Origin of the sequence: Pseudomonas sp. Ost2, assembly GCF_018326065.1 — a bacterium.
Taxonomy (GTDB): Bacteria; Pseudomonadota; Gammaproteobacteria; order Pseudomonadales; family Pseudomonadaceae; genus Aquipseudomonas; species Aquipseudomonas gingeri.
Map to the genome: position 1 here is coordinate 3,212,439 of NZ_AP021904.1, position 20,082 is coordinate 3,232,520.

15 protein-coding genes and 1 riboswitch are annotated in these 20,082 nt (G+C 65.7%); of the genes, 3 read left to right on the forward strand and 12 right to left on the reverse strand.

Going from position 1 to position 20,082, the window contains the following annotated elements:
• Positions 1-24: 24 nt before the first annotated feature.
• Positions 25-1,539: an aldehyde dehydrogenase (NADP(+)) gene (locus KI243_RS14240; RefSeq protein ID WP_212811031.1), complete on the forward strand. Its 1,515-nt coding sequence runs from the start codon at positions 25-27 to the stop codon at positions 1,537-1,539.
• A gap of 81 nt (positions 1,540-1,620) precedes the next feature.
• Here the strand turns inward: KI243_RS14240 and atzF are convergent, their stop codons facing one another.
• The 8 genes from atzF to KI243_RS14280 all read right to left on the reverse strand — a co-directional run bounded on the left by atzF (position 1,621) and on the right by KI243_RS14280 (position 12,379).
• A complete protein-coding gene (atzF, locus tag KI243_RS14245; protein ID WP_212811032.1) occupies positions 1,621-3,384 on the reverse strand; it encodes an allophanate hydrolase in 1,764 nt (587 codons plus the stop codon).
• Positions 3,381-6,992, reverse strand: coding sequence for an urea carboxylase (uca, locus tag KI243_RS14250; protein WP_212811033.1), 3,612 nt, complete (start codon positions 6,990-6,992; stop codon positions 3,381-3,383). The genes atzF and uca overlap by 4 nt, the downstream gene beginning before the upstream one ends.
• A gap of 183 nt (positions 6,993-7,175) precedes the next feature.
• A complete protein-coding gene (locus KI243_RS14255) occupies positions 7,176-7,802 on the reverse strand; it encodes an urea amidolyase associated protein UAAP2 (RefSeq protein WP_212811034.1) in 627 nt (208 codons plus the stop codon).
• A 10-nt stretch (positions 7,803-7,812) separates the two neighbouring features.
• The gene (locus KI243_RS14260) at positions 7,813-8,526 is read right to left on the reverse strand and encodes an urea amidolyase associated protein UAAP1 (protein WP_017127513.1); all 714 of its coding nucleotides are present in this window, start codon (positions 8,524-8,526) and stop codon (positions 7,813-7,815) included.
• Entirely contained in the window at positions 8,519-9,307 is a 789-nt protein-coding gene (locus KI243_RS14265; RefSeq protein ID WP_177082130.1) for an ABC transporter ATP-binding protein, read from the reverse strand. Before KI243_RS14265 ends, KI243_RS14260 begins: the two co-directional genes overlap by 8 nt.
• A complete protein-coding gene (locus KI243_RS14270; protein WP_017127511.1) occupies positions 9,304-10,119 on the reverse strand; it encodes an ABC transporter permease in 816 nt (271 codons plus the stop codon). Before KI243_RS14270 ends, KI243_RS14265 begins: the two co-directional genes overlap by 4 nt.
• A gap of 14 nt (positions 10,120-10,133) precedes the next feature.
• Positions 10,134-11,201, reverse strand: coding sequence for a putative urea ABC transporter substrate-binding protein (locus KI243_RS14275; protein WP_212811035.1), 1,068 nt, complete (start codon positions 11,199-11,201; stop codon positions 10,134-10,136).
• 65 nt (positions 11,202-11,266) lie between these two features.
• Positions 11,267-11,369, reverse strand: a riboswitch (guanidine-I (ykkC/yxkD leader).
• Between the two features lie 227 nt (positions 11,370-11,596).
• A complete protein-coding gene (locus KI243_RS14280) occupies positions 11,597-12,379 on the reverse strand; it encodes a VacJ family lipoprotein (protein WP_212811036.1) in 783 nt (260 codons plus the stop codon).
• A 169-nt stretch (positions 12,380-12,548) separates the two neighbouring features.
• On the opposite strand from KI243_RS14280, the gene KI243_RS14285 reads away from it, so the two are divergent.
• Together KI243_RS14285 and KI243_RS14290 are read left to right on the forward strand one after the other, a co-directional pair.
• A complete protein-coding gene (locus KI243_RS14285) occupies positions 12,549-13,259 on the forward strand; it encodes a response regulator (protein WP_177082132.1) in 711 nt (236 codons plus the stop codon).
• Positions 13,256-14,575: an ATP-binding protein gene (locus tag KI243_RS14290; protein ID WP_212811037.1), complete on the forward strand. Its 1,320-nt coding sequence runs from the start codon at positions 13,256-13,258 to the stop codon at positions 14,573-14,575. The genes KI243_RS14285 and KI243_RS14290 overlap by 4 nt, the downstream gene beginning before the upstream one ends.
• A gap of 15 nt (positions 14,576-14,590) precedes the next feature.
• Here the strand turns inward: KI243_RS14290 and KI243_RS14295 are convergent, their stop codons facing one another.
• From KI243_RS14295 to KI243_RS14310, 4 genes are read right to left on the reverse strand one after another with little or no spacing between them, the layout of a single operon-like run.
• The gene (locus KI243_RS14295) at positions 14,591-17,338 is read right to left on the reverse strand and encodes a conjugative transfer ATPase (RefSeq protein WP_212811038.1); all 2,748 of its coding nucleotides are present in this window, start codon (positions 17,336-17,338) and stop codon (positions 14,591-14,593) included.
• On the reverse strand, positions 17,338-17,757 hold the full coding sequence (locus KI243_RS14300) for a TIGR03751 family conjugal transfer lipoprotein (RefSeq protein WP_017127506.1): 420 nt from the start codon (positions 17,755-17,757) through the stop codon (positions 17,338-17,340). The genes KI243_RS14295 and KI243_RS14300 overlap by 1 nt, the downstream gene beginning before the upstream one ends.
• Complete coding sequence (locus KI243_RS14305; RefSeq protein ID WP_212811039.1) at positions 17,738-19,195, reverse strand: TIGR03752 family integrating conjugative element protein; 1,458 nt, start codon at positions 19,193-19,195, stop codon at positions 17,738-17,740. The genes KI243_RS14300 and KI243_RS14305 overlap by 20 nt, the downstream gene beginning before the upstream one ends.
• Positions 19,185-20,072 carry a TIGR03749 family integrating conjugative element protein gene (locus KI243_RS14310; RefSeq protein ID WP_212811202.1) on the reverse strand — a complete coding sequence of 296 codons (888 nt, stop codon included), beginning with the start codon at positions 20,070-20,072 and terminating at the stop codon, positions 19,185-19,187. The genes KI243_RS14305 and KI243_RS14310 overlap by 11 nt, the downstream gene beginning before the upstream one ends.
• Between the last annotated feature and the right edge of the window lie 10 nt (positions 20,073-20,082).

The following is a 20,082-nucleotide window of genomic DNA, read 5'->3' on the forward strand; positions in this document are numbered from 1 at the left end:
TTATCCCAACTTCAGGACAGTGCAATGTCTTTTACTCCGCATGGCAAACACCTTATCGCCGGCCGATGGGTGGCAAGCGACAGCAGCTTTTCCAACACCCCGATCCGCGGGCCGGCCCAGCGCTTTTCGGCAGGCGATGTCGACCTGGTGAACCGTGCGTGCGAAGCGGCGGAGGAGGCCTTCTGCAGTTACGGCCAGGCCAGCCGGGAGTCGCGTGCGACGTTCCTGGAAGCCATCGCCGATGAAATCGAGGCCCGAGCGGCGATCATCACCAGCATCGGTTCGCTGGAAACCGGTCTGCCCGAGGCGCGGTTGCAGGGCGAACGCGGGCGTACCGTGGGACAGCTACGGTCGTTTGCCGCGCATATCCTGGCGGGCGACTACCTTGATCGCCGGCATGACCAGGCGCTGCCGGAGCGCCAACCCGTGCCGCGCCCCGATATCCGCCTGATGCAACGTCCGATCGGACCGGTGGCGGTGTTCGGCGCCTCTAATTTCCCCCTGGCTTTCTCCACGGCCGGTGGCGATGTGGCGTCCGCCCTGGCAGCGGGTTGCCCGGTTGTGGTCAAAGGTCATGAGGCTCATCCGGGGACCAGTGAGATCGTTGCCGAGGCGATCCGTGCCGCCATCGAAAAATGCGCCGTTCATCCCGGGGTGTTCAGCCTGGTCCATGGTGGTTCCCGGATCGTCGGGCAGCACCTGGTCCAGCATCCGTTGATCAAGGCGGTCGGCTTCACCGGCTCGCTGGGAGCGGGCAGGGCGCTGTTCGACCTGTGCGCGAGGCGTTTCGAACCCATTCCATTTTTCGGTGAGCTGGGCTCGGTGAACCCGATGTTCCTGTTGCCCCATGCGGTTGCCGCGCGCGGTACCGAGATCGGCAATGGCTGGGCGGCCTCACTCACCCTGGGGGCGGGCCAGTTCTGCACCAATCCCGGCATCAGTGTCGTGCTCGAAGGTGCCGAGGCCAATGGGTTTGTCGACGCGACGGTCCGGGCCCTTGAACCGGTGGGCGCGCAGGTGATGCTGAGCGATGCCATGGCAGTCGCCTATCGTGCGGGACGTGAGCGGGTGGCGGGCACGGCGGGCGTGCGTGAAGTCCTCGGTTCATCCTGTGACCGGCGTAACGCGACGCCTTGTCTCTTTGTGACGACAGGCCGGGAATGGCTGGCCAACGCCACGCTGGGGCACGAAGTCTTCGGTCCGTTGGGCCTGGTGGTGACGGTGGCCGACGGCGACGAGTTGCTGCAGGTGGCCCGTTCGCTGGAGGGACAGCTGACGTGCACGATCCATATGGACGAGGCCGATACCGGGCTGGCGTCGCAACTGCTGCCGGTGCTCGAACGCAAGGCCGGACGCCTCCTGGTCAATGGTTTCCCGACCGGTGTCGAGGTGTGTGATGCCATGGTCCACGGCGGCCCCTATCCGGCCTCGACCAACTTCGGCGCAACGTCGGTCGGGACCATGGCCATCCGCCGTTTCCTGCGCCCGGTCAGTTACCAGAACATCCCGCTGGCGCTGTTGCCCGAGGATCTGCGTTAGAAGGTGGCGATTGGGCAGGTACTTCGATGATCCTTGTCGCAGACGACTGCCCTCGCTACTACGGGAGTTACCCCGGCTTTTTCAGGACTGAGCGGACAACCAGGCTCGCCAGCCGCCCCAGGCGCTGATATCCGTGGCCCCTTCGAGACCATGGCCCTCGCAGATGAAGCCGGTCTCCCAGCGGCCATCCTCCAGTTGCACCTTGCCCAGCCCGAGCGGGGCCGGGATGCCGGTCAGGAAGGAGCCGAGCTCGCGGCTGGGCAATTGCCAGACCTCGACGGCAATGGCCACGCCGCCCTCGGCGACCCGGACCATGCCCGGACGTTGTACCGGGCCACCGGCCAGGGCATACAGCCGGTAGTCTGCGGAACTGCGGGTGCTTTCCAGCAGCGTCGCGCCGCGCTGGCGCAACTGCCCGTTGAGCGCCAGGCCGTCCAGGTGGGCACCGCACACCACCAGGCGGGCCTGGTCATTGCGGGCCGGCTGCGCGGGTGCCTTGCCGTCCTGGCAGGCATTGGCGAGGCTCAGCAGGTACTGATCGGTGAAGGCGCGGCCGAACAACGTCACGCCCCAGGGCAGGCCGTTGTCCATGAAGCCACTGGGTACGGCCACGGCGGCATAATCCAGCAGGTTCATGAAGTTGGTGTAGTAGCCCAGTTCGGCATTGCGCAGGACCGGTTCCTCGGCCAGCTCGGCCAGGGTCACCGGACGGCCGATGGTGGGCGTCAGGACGCAATCGAGTCCGGCCATCAGGCGGTCGCATTCGGCCTTGAGTGCCTGTAGCCGGTACTGCGCACGAAAGGTCTGCACGCCGCTGACCTGCGGGGCTTTCGCCAGCACGGCGTGGATCACCGGCAGCACCGCTTCCGGGCGGGTCTGCGCCAGTTCGCCGACGACGCTGTAGCGCTCGGCGACCCATGGGCCTTCATAGAGCAGTCGCGCGGCTTCGAGAAACGGCGACAGATCGAGGCTGACCGCTTCACCACCTAGCGCCTGCAAACGCTCGACCGCCGCGGCAAACAGCCCGGGCCCCTCGTCGCAGCCGAAGAACTCCAGGTCCTGGGGACGGGGCAGGCCAAAGCGGAAGGGCCGCACGGCACCGAATGCCAGACCATCGTTCCAGGCCGGATTGGCGCGGCTGTAGTCGTCCTCGGGGTCCGCTTGCGCGGTCAGCGCCAGCAAGCGGCTGGCCTCGGCGGCCGTGGCGGTGAACGTGGTCACGCAATCAAGGGTACGACAGGCCGGAACCACGCCCGCCGTGGACAGCAAGCCCCTGGTTGCCTTGAGCCCCACCAGATTGTTCAGCGCCGCCGGCACCCGGCCCGAGCCGGCGGTGTCGGTGCCCAGGGCAAAGCTGGTCAGGCCCAGGGCCACGGTCAGCGGCGATCCCGCACTGGAGCCGCCGGAAGGATAGTCGGCGAGCACGCTGTTGCGGCAGGCGCCATAGGGGGAGCGTGTGCCGTTGAGGCCGGTGGCGAACTGGTCGAGATTGGTCTTGCCCAGCGGCACCGCACCGAGGTCGATCAACTGCCGGACCAGGGTTGCCGACCGCGACGGGGTATAGGCGAACGCCGGGCAGGCCGCGGTCGTGGGGATCCCGGCCAGATCGATGTTGTCCTTGATGGCAAAGGGCACGCCATATAGCGGCAGGTTATCCAGCGAGGCGGACTCGAGGGTGGCCAGGTAAGGCTCCAGCTCTTCGACACTGAGCAGATGGATAAACAGGTTGAACTCGGGGTTCAACGCTTCGGCCTGTTCCCGCAGGGCCAGGATCAGGCGGCGTGGCGAGCATTCGCCGCTCGCGTAGCGGGCACGCAGAACATCCAGTTGCAGATCGTTTTTCATGGCTTTTCTCCTGTCATGGCGGCGGGCTCGATCACCACCACCCGTTGCCCGGCACGCACCGCCGAGCCGGGCTGCACGCGTACTTCACGAACGATGCCGGCACAGGGTGCCAGCAGCGGAATTTCCATCTTCATCGACTCCAGCACGACCAGTGCGGTGTCTGCCGCGACCCAGTCGCCGACCTCCACCCGGACCTGCCAGAGATTGCCGGCGATGGGGCTTTCCACGCCGGTCTGATGAGGCGGCAGGGCGGCTTCTTCGCTGGCCTCGACGACGGCTTCGCTGCTTTCGAAATGCGCCTGGCCGCTGTCGATCCAGCGCTGGCGTTCGGCGGAAAAGGCCGTTTGCTGGTGGTCACGGAACGCCTGGATGCTATCCGCCTCGTTGGCGAGGAAGGCCTGGTAGTCGGCGAGGCGCAATTGGCTGTGCTCGATGTTCAGGTCGAAGCGCCCCAGGGGGAAATCGCGGCGGATGCGCAGCAACTCCCCGGCGCTGACCGGGTAGAAGCGGATCTGGTCGAAGAAGCGCAACAGCCAGGGTTTGCCGTCGAATGCCGCCACTTCGCGATAACGGTTCCACATCTGCAGCGTACGGCCGACGAACTGGTAGCCGCCTGGGCCCTCCATGCCATACACGCACAGGTAGGCGCCACCGATACCCACCGAGTTCTCGGCGGTCCAGGTCCGTGCCGGGTTGTATTTGGTGGTCACCAGCCGATGCCGGGGGTCCAGCGGTGTCGCCACCGGGGCACCCAGGTAGACGTCGCCCAGGCCCATCACCAGGTAGCTGGCATCGAATACCGTGCGCTGCACTTCATCCAGGTCGGGCAGGTCGTTGATGCGGCGAATGAACTCCAGGTTGCTGGGGCACCAGGGCGCGTCCTTGCGCACGGTGGTCTGGTATTTCTCGATAGCCAGTTGGCAGGCCGGGTCATCCCAGGACAGTGGCAGGTGCACGATGCGCGAGGGCACCTGCAGGTCGCGGGCGGCACAGACCGCGTCCCACTCGCCCGTGACGATCTCCAGCAGTTGCTCCAGGGGCAGTTGCTCGGGTTGGTAGTGCACCTGCAGCGAGCGGATCCCCGGTGTGAGATCGATGACTCCGGGCAATTGCCTGGCTTCGAGCGCCTGCATCAGGGCGTGACCACGGAAGCGCAACACCAGGTCGAGTTCGGCGGCGCCGATTTCCAGCAGCAGGTGGGTATCGCCGGCCAGGCGCGCCACCAGGCGCGTGTCGTCCCGGCCCAGGTCCAGCACCATCGGCGATGGCAGCCGGGTCGGGTCAGGCGCTGGCCGGGGGGCTGCGACGGCTTCGGCATTCAGCGCGGCCGTGGCAAGTCGGCGTGCATGAACGAGGTCACACGGCACGAAGCGCACCTTGTCGCCGGCCTTGAGTTGCCCCAGTTGCCACAGATCGGCCTCGATGACGGTCACCGGGCAGACGAATCCGCCCAGGCTCGGGCCGTCAGGGCCGAGAATCACCGGCATGTCACCGGTGAAGTCCACCGCGCCGATGGCGTAGGGGTTGTCGTGGATATTCGACGGATGCAGCCCGGCCTCGCCCCCGTCGGCCCGCACCCATTCGGGTTTGGGGCCGATCAGGCGCACGCCGGTACGGCTGGAGTTGAAATGCACTTCCCAGTCGGTGGCAAAGAAGGTGCGGATGTAGTTTTCGGTGAAGTATTCCGGCGCGCCATGGGGGCCGTAGATCACCCGGATCGTGCGTAACGTCTCAAGAACGGGTTGCGCGGGGAGTACCGCGCCGACGCTGGTATCCGTCAGCGCGGCCAGGTGCAGCACATCGCCGGCCCGCAGGGCCCGGCCGCCGTGACCGCCGAACTGGCCCAGGGTGAAGGTGCTCTTGCTGCCGAGATAGTCCGGCACCTGCACACCCCCCCGCAGGCAGAGATAGCTGCGGGCCCCGGCACCGGCGATGGTGCCCAGGCTCAGCAGCGAACCGGCCTTGACCGCCAGCGCGGTGTTCATCGCCATCACCACGCCATCGAGCAGCACCGGCAACACTGCGCCGGTCACTGCCACCACGGCATCGGTATTGAAGCGCAGGCTTGGCCCGCTCATGGTGATTTCCAGGCCCGCGCAACCTTCGGGGTTGCCCAGCAGGCGGTTGCCCAGGCGCAGCGCGCGGCTGTCCATGGGGCCTGAAGGGGGAACGCCCACGGCCCAGTAGCCCTGGCGTCCGGGATAATCCTGGACGCTGGTCTGGGTGCCGCCAGCGAGCACTTCGAAGGTCTGCGCATGATAAGCCAGGCCTTCCAGGCAGCGGGTCCAGGGTTGGCCGCTGGCGAACGGGGCATCGAGGAGGATCTGCTGCAAGTAGTCGCGATTGGTCTCGACGCCGTACAGCTGGCTGGCACCCAGGGCCTGGTGCAGGCGCAGACGCGCCTGTTCACGGTTTTCGGCCCAGGTGATGACCTTGGCGATCATCGGGTCGAAGTAGGGCGGTATCTCGCAACCGGCCTCGACCCAGGTATCGATACGCAGTGCCTTGCCATCGGCCGGCGGGAATTCGACCGCCGTCAACAGACCGGGGCTCGGCTGGAAGTCCTTGCCCGGATCCTCGGCATACAGACGGGCCTGCACCGCGTGGCCGCGCGGTTGCAGGCCGGCGCGCAGTTCGGCGAGCGGCGGCAGGTCGCCGGCGGCCAGTTGCACCATCCAGCGTACCAGGTCGACGTTCCAGACCTGTTCGGTAACGCCGTGCTCGACCTGCAGGCGGGTGTTCACTTCCAGGAAGTAGAAGCGTCGCTCGTCGCTGTCGAAGACGAATTCGACGGTGCCGGCGCTGCGGTAACGGACCGCTTTCGCCAATTGCACGGCAGCGGCGCAGAGCGCTTCGGCCATGCCCTCGGGCAGGTTGGGCGCGGGGGTTTCTTCCAGCACCTTCTGGTTGCGCCGTTGCACCGAGCAATCGCGCACGCCCAGGGCCAGGACTTCGCCAGCACCGTCACCGAATACCTGGACTTCCAGGTGGCGGGCGCGCTGGATGTATTTCTCGATAAATACCCCGGCGTTGCTGAAATTGTTCTGGCCCAGGCGCTTGACGGTCTCGAAGGCCTCCTGCAGCGCCTCGGCGGAGCGGCAGACGCGCATGCCGATGCCGCCACCGCCGGCGGTGCTCTTGAGCATGATCGGGTAGCCCACGTGTGCGGCGGCGTGCAGGGCATCGTCGAGGCTGTCCAGCAGGTCGCTGCCTTCCAGCAGCGGCACACCGTGCTGGCGGGCGAGGGCGCGGGCGGTGTGCTTGAGGCCGAACAGCCGCAGTTGCTCCGGCGTCGGGCCGACGAAGGCGATCCCGGCCGCCTCGCAGGCTTCGGCGAAGTCGGCGTTTTCCGAGAGGAAACCATAACCCGGATGGATGGCCTGGGCGCCGCTGGCCCTGGCGGCGGCGAGGATCTTGTCCGTCGCCAGGTAGGTGTCGGCGGCGGCGCCTTCACCCAGGCTCAGGGCCAGGTCGGCTTCAAGGATGTGGCGGCTGGTGATATCCGCTTCGGAATAGACCGCGACTCCCTTGACCTCGAGTTCGCGCAAGGTACGCAGGAGGCGGCAGGCGATGGCGCCGCGATTGGCAATCAGCAGTGTGTCGAACATGACAGGTTCCCTGGAGGCGGCAGGAGTCCGCCTCGGCTGGGGTGCGGGTCGTCCCGCAGTTTTTCGAAAGGGTCCCGGGGTCGTCCCCAGACCGCGATCAGGCCCGCTTGCGCGGCAGGGTCTGGCCCGAACGGCTCTGGCAGAGGATGAACAGCCACTGCCGCAGGGGCTTGCACCAGGTCTTCAGTCCCATATCAGCAACTCCGCCGGAGTGGGGTTGTAGCCATTGCACGGGTTGTTCAGTTGCGGACAGTTGGAAATCAGCACGATCACGTCCATCTCGGCCCGCAACTGCACGTACTTGCCGGGGGCGGAAATACCGTCCTCGAAGGTCAGGGCGCCTGCGGGAGTCACCGGCACGTTCATGAAGAAGTTGATGTTCGGGCCGATATCGCGCTTGCCCAGTCGGCCATCGTGGGCACAGGCGCGCAGGTAGTTGTCGCGACAGCTGTGCATATGGCCCTTGTCCAGGGCATAACGCACGGTGTTGCTTTCCTGGGCGCAGGCGCCGCCGAGGGTGTCGTGGCGACCGCAGTTGTCTTCGACGATGGTCAGCAGCGGGCGGCCGAGGTTCGAGTACAACACGCTGCCGGTGCCCAGGTAGACGTTGTTCTGGCGGCGCAGGGTGCGTTGCACGTCGTAGCGTTCGCGCGGGTTGGCGGCGCTGTAGAACAGGGTATCGACGGCCTGGTTGCCTTCGAGGTCGAGAATGCGCAGGGTCTGCCCGGCCTTCACTTCGGTGAGCCAGGGTTCGCCCGCCGGGACGGTGGCGCGATAGCGGGCCGATTCAGGGTGCAGGTGCATAGTCATGGCGTCTTCCTCAGGCGAACAGGCGATCGGTATTGATGAAGCCGCGCACGTTCTCGGGGCGCGAGGTGCGGCAGTGCTCGGCAACGCCGGCGTCGGCATTCATGAAGGTCAGGTGCACCGGTTTGGGGGCGTACTCCGGCGCGGGGTCCATGGGGTGTTGCAGGGCGGTGATGATGAAGAGGGTGTCCATCGGCGCGTAGAGCTCGATGCAATCGCCGGCCCGGGAGTGGCCCTGGGCAAAGTGCAGTCCGCCGTGGTCATCGACATCGACCCGGCTGAACAGGTTGAGGGTCATGGACAGGTCGGACAGCCCCAGCCCCCACTTGCCCATTTCCACCAGGAGGTTGTCGGCACCGTTGCGATAGAAACCGTTGCGCAGCTCCTGGTAGCGGCCCCGGCCATATTTTTCCTCGACTTCCCCGGCGCAGAGCACGCCACCGATGCTGTCGTTCCAGCCACGGGTATCGCGGGTGATGGCGGCCAGTACCCGGCCCATGTCCGAGTACAGGCAATGGCCGGCGGTGAGGTTGGCGGTGTGTTGGCACTTGAGGCTGTCAGGCAGGTTCAGGCGCTCGGTTTTCTCATGGGCGTTGAACAGCATCAGGCTGACGTTGGCGCCGCCCTGGACATCGCTCAGGCGCAGCAGTTGGCCGCGCTTGAGCACGAAGGACAGGTGGCCGCCACCTGGCAGGCGTTCATCGGCAAAGACAGGCAGGTCATTCATGGGGAAGTTCCTTGTTCGGTTGGAGTGCGTCCGGCAGCGGCGTCGCGCGGGCCTCGCCACGCCGGCTGTTGAGCGGCAAGTCGTAGGTGATGCGCGCGCCATAGGCATTGGGCGCATGGGGATCGATGCGGACCTTGTCGAAGACCATCAGGCGGGTGCCCAGGCTGAAGCCTTCGCTGAGGTCATGGGTGACCATGAACACGGTCAGTCGGGTTTCCCGCCACAGCTCCAGCAGCAGGACGTGCATGTCCTTGCGGATGCCGGGATCGAGGGCGCCGAAGGGTTCGTCCAGCAACAGCACCCGTGGCTTCATGATCAGCGCCTGGGCGATGGCCAGGCGTTGTTGCATGCCGCCGGAAAGCTGTGCGGGGTATTTGTCCAGGGCGTGGCCGAGGCCGACCCTGTGCAGCAGCACCGCCGCCTGTTCGCGTGCGGCGCGTTTACGTGGGCCGAACAGCCGCCCCAGCAGCGGTGCCCGGGGCAACTCCAGGCCCAGGGCGACGTTGTCCAGCACACTCAGGTGGGGAAACACCGAATAACGCTGGAACACCACGCCACGGCTCGGGTCCGGTTCGCTGGACAGCGGTTGGCCGTCGAGCAGGATTTCGCCGCGGCTGGCCCGTTCCTGGCCCAGCAGCAGGCGCAGGAAGGTCGATTTTCCGCAGCCCGACGTACCGACCAGGGTGCAGAACTCGCCTTCGGCGATGCTCAGGTTGAGGCCCTCGAGCACCACATGGTCACCGTATTGCTGCCACAGGTTGTTGACCTGGATAAAGCTCATGGCCGCGCCCCTTCGTACCAGGGAAAGGCTCGCCGGGTCAGGTGCTGCAAGCCCCAGTCCATCAGCCAGGCGAGCAGGGTGATCCACACCACATAGGGCAGGATCACGTCCATGGCCAGGTAGCGCCGGACCAGGAAGATCCGATAGCCCAGGCCATCCTCGGAAGCAATGGCCTCGGCCGCGATCAGGAACAGCCAGGCCGACCCGAGCACCAGCCGCAGGGCAATCAGCAGGCGTGGCAGCAGTTGCGGCAGGACCACCCGCAGGATCAGGGTCCAGGTCGAGGCGCCGAGGGTCTGGGCCTTGATCAGCAGTTCGACGGGAATCTCCCGTGCCCGCTGTTCCAGGTCACGGGCCAGGATCGGGGTGATGCCGATGACGATCAGCATCACCTTGGACAACTCGCCCAGGCCAAGGACGATGAACAGGATCGGCAGGATCGCCAGCGGCGGCACCATGGACAGCACCACCAGCAACGGTGACAGCGGTGCACCGAACAACGGCAGCACACCCGCGGCGATGCCCAGGCACAAGCCCGCCACGGCGCTGATGCCCAGGCCGATGGCCAGGCGCCGCAGGCTCGACGCGCTGTCCTGCCAGAGCACGTAGCCGCCGCTGCGCTTGTCCTCGGTGAAGGCCATGCGCTTGACCGCATCGCCCATCTGCACGGCGCTGGGCAGCAGCTTGTCGTTGGGATTGTCCGTCAGTCGTTGCGCCGAGCCCAGGAAGTAGGCGCACAACAACAGCACGAACGGCAGGATCACCAGCAACAGCCGCGTGGGACGGTCGGGATGACGATTGATCAGGCGCATGGCGCGTCCTCCGCTTACAGCTTGCCGTCGACAGCCATCTGCACATAGCTCGGATCAAAGCGCAGCTTGAGATTGCCCTTGTCCCCGCGAGTCACATCGTGGGCGAAGCTCATGCCGACCGCGCTGCTGTCCTTGGCCCCTTCGCCGAGCAGGCCGTGCTCGAAGGAGAACCCGGCGACCTTGTCCATGGTCTTGGGCAACTGCGCGCTGCCGACGAAGTCCAGCATCTGTTGCGGGGTATGGAACAACTGGGTGGTCGCCAATTGCGCCTTGAAACCGGCCAGGTCGGTACCGGAGGCCTTGGCCATGTGTTCCAGGGCCGTGTCGCTGGCGGCGGACTTGCCGTTCATCAGGGTCACGACCTCGAACCAGGCGCCGGTCAGGGCCTTGCCCAGGGCGGGGTTGTCCTTGAGGGTCTGGGTATTGACCACCATCATGTCGATGATCTCGCCGGGGATCTTGCTGGAGTCGAATACCTGGGTGACTCCCGGCCTGGCCTTGATGTCGGCCAGCATCGGGTTCCAGGTGGTGACGGCCTGGACCGCGTCGGTGTTGAACGCGGCCGAGATGTCGGCGTCGGAGGTGTTGACGACTTTCAGGTCCTTTTCCACGAGGTCGACGCTATCGAGGGCGCGCGCCAGCAGGTAGTGGGAAACCGATAGCTCGACCAGGTTGACGTTCATGCCCTTGAGGTCGGCGACGGTCTTGCCGCTGCCCTTGATGACGATACCGTCGTTGCCGTTGGAGAAATCGCTGAGCAGCAGCGCCGTGCTGTCCACGCCACCGGCGGCGGGGATGGTCAGGGCATCCATGTTGGTCATGGTGCAGCCATCGAACTGGCCGGCGGTGTACTGGTTGATCGACTCGACGTAGTCGTTGATCTGGGTGACCTTGATGTGGATGCCGTACTTGCTGGCCCACTTGTCGACGATGCCCTGGGCCGCGGCATACTCCCAGGGCATCCAGCCCGCATAGATGGTCCAGCAGACATTGAAATCGGTCTTGGCGGCGGCGTGGGAAGACAGGCTGAACAACAGGGCGACGCCTGCGGCGAGGAAAGCGGATAGACGGGGCTTTCGCATGGTAGGACTCCAGTTGAGGGTGGACGGACAGGGAGCAGCGCGACACCCGTATCGATGGGTGGTCTGTCTCCCGGGCTTTTATCCCGCCGTGTAACCTCAACTGGAGGTCGTTGGCTCTCGGACCAGTCACTCGCCTTGCAGCGAGCCGGAACCCTAGCCAACTATTGTGTTGCGCAAATTGTGGTGCACTTGGCTCGCGCTACTCCTGCACATCCGGAGTAATGCCAGAGGCGTGCCAGATCGGTATCTTTTGTTTCATTCGCGGCCGGAGCGGGGATAGAACGGGTCTGTCGGGGAGGGACCCTGCCGTTTTGCCCTGGCGCCATTCCCGGCGTTCGCTCCGAGTTGGGGCGGGTCGCACTCGACTGGTGCGACAGCCCCGTCGGCAGGCGGACTCAGAACTCATCGGTTCCCGGACAATGGCTTGCGTGAGGCGTGGTGGCGCCTTCCTTGCCTTCCAGCACAAACGCAGCCCGGTGTTCGGCCACCACATTACGCAGGGCGCCGTAGTAGTCCGGCAGGCGCTGCAGGCTGTCGGTGAGCGGCAACAGCGAGGCGCGGGTATCCACGGTGCCGCCCACCAGGTTGATGGTGCCGAGGGTCTGCACGGTATCGCTGTCCCCCAGTGGTGCGACCAGGAAGCTCAGTACTTTCCCGGCGGCATCGCGGCTGTTGCCCGTGCCCAGCAACGGCAGCTCGACGATGGGGCCGTTGCCGATCCCCCACACACCAAAGGTCTGGCCGAAGTCGGCGGTGTGCCGGGGGATACCGATTGGATCGGACACGTCGATCAGGCCGACGATGCCCACCGTGGTGTTCACCGCGAAGCGCCCCAGGGTGTTGATGGAGCGGCGTGGATTGCCCTGCAGCAGATCGTTGATAAACACCTTGGGCTCGCTGAAGTTGCTGGCGAAGTTGTGCACGCCCTGCTGGAAGAACTCCGGCAGGCGCCGATAACCGCGTGCCACGGGGGCCAGGGCGTAGTCGTCGACGGCACGGTTGAACGCGAACACGCCACGATTGAGCGGTTCGGCCGGGTCGTACACCGCGGCGGAAGCCGGTGCGCACTGTGTCTCGCCGGGCCTGGCCGGGGGGCTCGTGCAGCCGGCCAGGTAGGATAGGGTCAACAGCAGCGCGGCATGGCGAGCCAGGGTCGGGGAATACGTCAGCGAGCGCATAGGTACAGTCCAGTCTCCGGAAAAGGGAGGCCGATGCTGGCATTGCTCCCTTGCCCGAAGATGTCTGCTTTATTGCGCCATTGACGCTTTATTGCATGATTGAAATATATGACGGGCCGCGTCGAATGGTTTTAGATGGCGCATCGACAAAACCAAGTGATACCCGCCGGTGAGCCATCTTTTAATCGTGGACGATGACCTTGAAGTCCTCGCGCTGCTGAAGAAATTCTTTCTGCAACATGGCTATGCGGTCGAGACCGCGGCCAACGGAGCGCAGCTGTGGGCGGCCATGGCGCTGAACCCCGCTGACCTGATCATCCTCGACCTGATGCTGCCCGGGGACAACGGCCTGTTGCTCTGCCAACGCCTGCGCCAGCAGTACGCGACGCCGGTGATCATGCTGACCGCCATGGGCGAACTCAGCGATCGCGTGGTGGGCCTGGAAATGGGCGCCGATGACTACCTGAGCAAACCCTTCGATGCCCGCGAGTTGCTGGCCCGGGTACGGGCGGTGTTGCGCCGGGCCGGAGAAAGCCGGCCGCCCATTGGCGATGCTTCGCGGCCGTTGATTCGTTTCGCCGGCTGGCAGCTGGACCTGACGCGCCGCGAATTGCGCTCGCCGGACCAGGTGATGATCCCGTTGTCGTCCGGGGAGTTCGATCTGCTGCTGGTCTTCGTCGAACACCCCCAGCGCGTCCTGACCCGCGAGCAGTTGCTGAACCTGGCGCGCGGCCATAGCCATGACGCGTTCGATCGCAGCATCGACGTCCAGGTCAGCCGCCTGCGGCGCAAGCTGGAGTTCGACACCAAGCGTCCGGAGATGATTCGCACCGTGCGCAATGGCGGCTACCAGTTCACTGTCAGCGTGACCCGCTCATGAGCGGCCGTCATCGCCGCGATACCGTGGCCCGCTGGATTGCCCTGACCATTCTGATCGCCATGTTCACCGCGCTGGCCTTCAACGCGCTGTTTGTCCAGCTGGCGGGCGTCTGGGCGCGCCCGCCGTTGAGCGAAACCGGCTTGCTGGACAAGGTGGCCGTGGTTGTCCAGGTGACCGAGGCGACCGCCGCGGACCAGCGGCTGCGCCTGACCCAGGCGGTGGACGATGCCGACTTCAAGGTCGTCTGGTTGCCTGATCGCAAGACGATTGATGTGCCGGTGCTCGCCGATGCCGGCTTCAGTTCCGAGAAGATTTTCAAACGTACGCTCAAGGGGCCGCCACGGCACATGGAGGCCTACGAGCCCTCCGACTGGTCGGGCCCTGGTGGGCACTATGCGCTGTTGGTGGAACTGGTCGATCACTCCTGGCTGCTGTTCACCGCACCGTCGCGCAGCTGGGGCATGGCGGAGGGGCCGCGCAGCCTGGTCATCCTGCTCCTGGTGCTGGTGTCCACCGCCCTGGTCACCCTGATCGCCACGCGGCGCCTGGCCCGGCCCCTGGAAGATTTTGCCCAGGGTGTCCGGCGTTTTGGCGCGGATTTCCGGGCCCCGGCCATCGAGCCGGTCGGCCCCCATGAAATCCGCCAGGCGATCCTGGCCTTCAATGGCATGCAGGCGCAACTGCGACACTTCATCCAGGATCGCACCCAGATGCTCGCGGCGATTTCCCATGACCTGCGCGCACCCTTGACCCGCCTGCGCCTGCGGGGGGAATTCATCGAGGATGTCGAGCAGCAGCAGCGTCTGTTCCGCGATGTCGACGAGATGCAGGCGATGATCAACACGGCCCTGGCGTTCTTCCGCGATGATGCGCGCCTGGAGCAGGGAACCCAGCTGGACCTGGCGGAACTGCTGCAGACGCTGGTGGATGACTACCGCGACCAGTCCATCGACATCCACTTCAACGGCCCGCCGCGACTGGTGTACTTCGGTCGTCCGCTGGGGCTCAAGCGGGTGATGACCAACCTGATGGACAACGCCATTCACTACGGCCACGAGCCGCTGATCGAGTTGCAGCAACACCCGCACGACGTGATCATCCGCGTGCTCGACCGCGGCCCGGGGATTCCCGTCGACTTGCATGAGCAGGTGTTCCTGCCGTTCTTCCGCCTGGAAGGCTCGCGCAACAAAAGCACCGGAGGGGTTGGCCTGGGACTCTCGACCGCGCGGGCGATCGTGCTGGAGCATGGCGGCACGCTGACGCTGACCAATCGCCAGGGCGGTGGGTTGGCGGCCGTGGTGGTGTTGCCGGTCTAGCACGGATCGCGGTCGTCATTCGCGGGTACTGTCGAGCGTGGCGGTGGAAATCCCGCGTTTGCCATCGATCCGCCGCGCCACCTCCATCGCCGCCTCCAGTTCACTGATGCCCCGGGCCTTCATCAATTCGAACCGCTCGGCCTTTTCCTCCGGCTCGGTCATGGCCATGGTCAGGTAGAGACTGGGCGGTACCGCGCGAAACAGCACCTCCATGGACTTGGACAGAATCACCCCCTCGGTGAATTTCCCGGACTCCTTCCGGGCGGACAGCATCAGCGTCTTCTGGGCATCGGTGAGCGCGCGGAACCGCGCGATCTTGTTGACTTCGTCCGGCGGCATGTTCAGGCAGATCCACCATTCGATCATGTTCAGCATCGGCTCCGCGGCCCTGGGCAGGTCGTCGACGTTCTGGGTGGCGAGCCAGAACCAGGCACCGAGCTTGCGCCACATCTTGGTGATCTTCACCACGTAGGGCGACAGCAACGGATTCTTGGTGATGATGTGCCCCTCGTCGGTGACGTTGATGATCGGCCGACCGAGCATCTGGTCCCGCTCGGCGATGTTGTTCACGGTATTGATCAGCGAGATGTAGGCGATGGAGAGCTGTGCGTTGTAGCCCTCGCGGGCGTAGGTCGCCAGGTCCACCAGGGTGATATCGGCCTCCGGCCAGGGCGTGCCGTCGCTGTTGAACAGGTCGCCGTCGGCGCCCTGGCAGAACATGTCCATGGCGTCGGCCATTTCCAGCAGGCGCAGGCGTCGTTGCTCCGGCAGGTCGGTGTCATGGCCCATGGCACGAAGGGCGTCGCGAACGTCCTGGGTGAGGACGGTCCTGTCCCGGTTCACGCAGTCGTGCGCGGCGTTGATGATGCTTTGGCGGATCAGGCTGCGGTCGGCGCGGGTCAGGCGCTGTTCTTCCTTTTCCTCGCCACCGGTGATCATCAGGCGCGCGGTGATCTCCAGCTCTCCCAGTACATCGCGTTCGTCCTCTTGCGGGCTGTCGTTGTCATCGAGGTCGTCTGCATCCAGGGTCAGGACCTGCGCGGGGCTGTTCACCAGTCGACAGGCATCGGCGAAGGGCGCCAGGCTGACACCGGAGCCGGGCGCGAGCTTGACCCGGTTGACTGTCAGGCCCAGGCGCCGGGCAAAGTCGGCAAACAGGCCGAAGCTGTTGCCGGCCTCGGCGATGAACAGCCGGGGGCGATACATCGCCACGACCTGGTTGAGCAGGTTGTTGAGGGTGGCCGACTTGCCGGCACCGGTCGGCCCGAAGAGAAACAGGTGGGCGTTCATCTGGCGGTCCAGGCGGTTGAGGGGATCGAAGGTCAACGGGCCGCCACCGCGATTGAAGAAGGTAAAGCCGGGATGCCCGGTGCCTTCGCTGCGCCCCCAGATCGGCGCCAGGTTGGCCACGTGCTGGGCGAACATCAGCTGGGTGTACCACTCGCTCTGGCGCATGCCCGGGTTGAACACGCAGGGCAGCCAGCGCAGGTAGCTGTTGAGCGGGGCGACTTCATGCTCGTCGCGCACCGGCTGCAATCCGGCATTGAGCATCACGTTGTTGAGCTGCAAGGTACGGCTGTCGAGCTCCCTGATGTCGCGACCGCGCAGGTAGAAGGCCACCGCGCCCCGGTACAGCTTGTGCGCGCTGCCAAGATGCGCGCGGGCCTGCTGCACATCGTCGCGGGTCTGCTCGGACGCCAGGGTGTCGCCGACGGATTTTTTCGCCAGGTGGTTGAGGTGCGCCTCCAGGGTGTCCTGCGGGGTGATCACCAGGGTGATGCAGAGCACCGTGTCTTCGGGCATCTGGTCGAAGAGGGCATTGATGGCATCGCCGCCCTTGGTGGTTTCGCCGGTCAGGTGACCGGTCATGGGCGGGGAGCGCAGGCGATCGAGCACCACCACGCGATGGGGCATGTCGTCGAGGTACCAGAGTCCCTGTTGCACATCCGAGCGCGGCTGCTCGAAGAACAGGCGCTGGGCGAAGTCGCTGCCGCTGGCCAGTGGCAGTTCCTCGTCGGCGGCGTCCGGCGGATAGTCCGCCAGCCGGTAGAAGTCCTGGCGCTGCTGCGGGCTATTGCCCAGCAGTTTCGGGGCGGGGTTGAACCAGCGCAGCAGCCAGCGGTGGATCTGCGCACCGTCCAGGCGCCGTGTCTTCACGCCGGCGTTGCCCAACCCACCGCTCAGGCGCTCACAGAGGCTGTTGAGGGCCTCTTCGCTGGTCTGGCCACGCTGGGGCGGCGTGCCTTTGCCGCGGCGGTACACCACCAGCCGCACCTTGCGGCTTTGCCCGCGCCAGGGCAGCTGGGTCACCACGGTGTCTTCAAAGAGCCCGCCGGGTTGCGACAGGGCCTCGAGGTGCTGTTGAAACATCCGCAGGTAGCACTCGGTGAACGCCGAACCCCGGGCGCGGGGTTGCACATAGTCGCCGAGGCTGTGCAGATAGCCGCCCCAGTCGGTCTCGTCCTGGGCATAGAGCTGCAGCACCCAGGGTTGTTCCTCCAGCTCGTCGAAACTGTCCTGCAAGGCATTTTCCAGGGCGTCGCGGACCGTGCGCAGCCAGCTCGCTTCGCGACCCTCGGTGCCGATGGGCGTCAGCTCGAAGAACGCCGCCACCGACTCGCCGTCCTCCAGCAACAGGCATTGCGAGTCGGGCAGGAACTCCACCCATGGCAGCAAATCGACGAAGCTGGGTGTCGCTGCATAGAGCGCCTGTTCATCGGCCACGGTGGCGGGACGCTTGCGTGGGTTCTCGTGGGGTTTCATCAGTAATCCTCCGTCCGCTCGCCGGGCAGGGCGTACTGCACCCGCTGGTAGAACGGAAAGACCGTGCTGTAGCCGGGCACCGGTACCGGATCGGAGCCTGCCAGGTGGGGAAAGACGTACATCACCAGGTCCGGGTTGGGCAGGCGCCTGAACTGACTGTGTATCTCGTTGCGGGCGGTGCGGGTGTAGGCCGGTTGCTCGGAGGCGCCGTCGGCGAGAGGCCGGCGCAGGGCCAGACGCACCTCTTGCAGCGGATTATTGCCGGGGCCGCGGGCGCCCTGGGCGGATTGCCGGTTCCAGATATCCGCCATGGTCTGCGGGCCATGGGGCAGCAGGTGGTCCTTGTCGGTACTGCAGCCGGCGATCAGCAGGGCGCCCGACAGCAGGCAGGGCAGTGGGTCAATCGAGGGTAGACGCATGGGTTCCTCCAGCGACATGCCGCACCTGGCGGCCGAGGGTTTCGTAATCGATCTCCAGTTGCCGGTCCAGATGCACGGCCACCTGGGCGCCGGGTTGCACGTAGACGGCGGCAAAGGCCTGTCCATAGAGCTTGTTGACCCAGTCACCGATATCTTTCACGCCTCCCGAGAGGATGCTGTTGAGCGCCGAGGGCCCGGCGCCCACGGTCGCTCCGCCGGGCGTGAGCACGGTACTGGCGTCGGCCTTGTCGGCCTCGAGCAGCTTGGCCACGCCGGCCCCCGCGGCGGTGATCAGGCTTTTGGTGCCCAGGTATTGCTGGGTGTTCGAGCGCCGCTCGCCGGCGATGCAGGGCACGCCGTACGGGTCGCTGAGCCAGCCGATGCCGCCCTGGATCCTGCCGGTCGAGGTGCTGGCTGTCTGACTGTTGCCCTGGCGACCGGTGAGTTTCTTCGGCGCGGGCAGTGTACGGATGCGTCCGTCGTTGAAGACAAAGGTCAGGCTGACGATCTGCCCGCGCACACAGGAGAGGGTCCAGTCTCCGGCGGCAGTGCCGCTGATCACCGCTCCCGCGACATCCGGCAGGTCGATGCCATTGGCGGTGAGGTTGTCCGGGCCGATCAGCACCTTGAACGGGTAGGGATCGTTGACCACGCCGTCCACCGGCACCCGACCGATCAGCGCGGTCATGGCGATGGAACCGGTCAGGGTGCTGTTCTCCGGCAGGGTATAGACGGGCCTGGCGGGGGCCTTGTCTTCAGTCTTCGGTCGACTGTCCACCGCGCTGGCGTCGAGCTTGCGCTGGGCTGCCCCTTCACTGAAATCCGTAGGGAAGCTCAGGCCCTGTGCCGGTTTGCCGGAACCGGCGGGCAGGGGTTTGCCCCGGGCATCGACGGCGGTCGCGTCCTGGGGTTCGGTCCAGACCAGCTCATCGTCGCCGCCGGCGAACTGCCCCTCGTCGCCGGGCTCGAGTCCCAGGCCAATGGGCAGGTCCGCCCCGCGGCTGGCGGTGAATTGCATCGACAGTTTCTGCTGGAGATCGTCCAGCAGGCTTTGCGTCTCCTGGGCGCTCAGCCCGGTTGGGGCCTTGTGCTGCGCCTTCTCCAGTTCGGCGCCGATAATTTGCTGGATACGCTGGTCGATCTCGCTGTCACGACGTCGCAGGCGGGTGTTTTCCTGCTGTTGATCCTTGTTTTCAGAGAGCAGGGCTTTCAATTCCTCGCGCATGGCCTTGGTCTGGGCCACCAGCGTGGCAACCGTGTCATGGGGGGTATCACCGTCGATGCCCAGTTGCTTCATTTCCTCCGCGGTCAGGCGATGGCCGCCGTGCTCGGGGTTCGCGCCGGAGGCGTCCTTGCTGGAGCAGGCCTTGATCACTGCGAAGAACACCAACAGCACCAACGGCAGGATCAGCCATTTGAGCAGGCCGCTACTGTGCATGGTCACCCCCATCCGCGAGGGAAAGAGGACGACCGGCATCCACCGGGCTCAGGTTGGGCAACAGTGACTGCGCCAGGCCGCGACCGCGGGTGACCAGGTAAGCCACGGTGGTATCGCTGGCCTGGTGTGCCGGGCCCAGGTAAGGGTGCTGGAAGGCGGCGCTGGTGAAGTCGCCCTGCAACTCGCGTGGGTCGAGGTTGAGTATCCGCTGCGAGAGGTTCTGCAAGCTGACCGCACTGACGATGTAGTCGTCCAGTTGCCAGGCACCCAGCAGACGGGCCGTCAGCGGCTGGCCGGGCATCAGGTCCGAGAGATCCAGGTCACGCGTTGCCTTCAGCGCGATCACGTCGGGCAAAGGCTCGATGGTGCGCAGCGGGGCATAAAGGCTTTGTGCGGCGTAGCGGGTCAGGACCACCGGTATCGGTGTTTCCCTTGAGCCGCCTGGCTGTGCGACTGGGGCGCCCGGCGCTGTCGGCACATTGTTGTTCGATGAAGTCGTTGCCACAGTGTCGGCGTAGCGTCTGGGCCTGCCGGGACCCTTGACGATCCGGATGGGTTCGAGGGCGGTAGCGGCCTGGGCAGCCCGTGCCGCGACGTCGATCAGTATGATTTCACCGGTCTGCACGTCCTGCAGTTGCAGGCGGGTGGGTTCGATCGGCGCATTGGCGCGCAGGTAGAGGGTACCGCCGGTACTCTGGATACGCAGCTTGTCGCCCAGTGAGCGCGGGACACCGACCCTGACATTCTGGTCGATGAACAGGATCCGTTCCTGGCCGACCTGCAGCGGGACAGCCAGTGGCAGGCGTTCCCAGGTCATCAATTCGACGGCCTGGACCGCGCCGCAGCCCAGCCAGAAGGCCGGCATGAGGGCGAGCATGGTTTTCAAC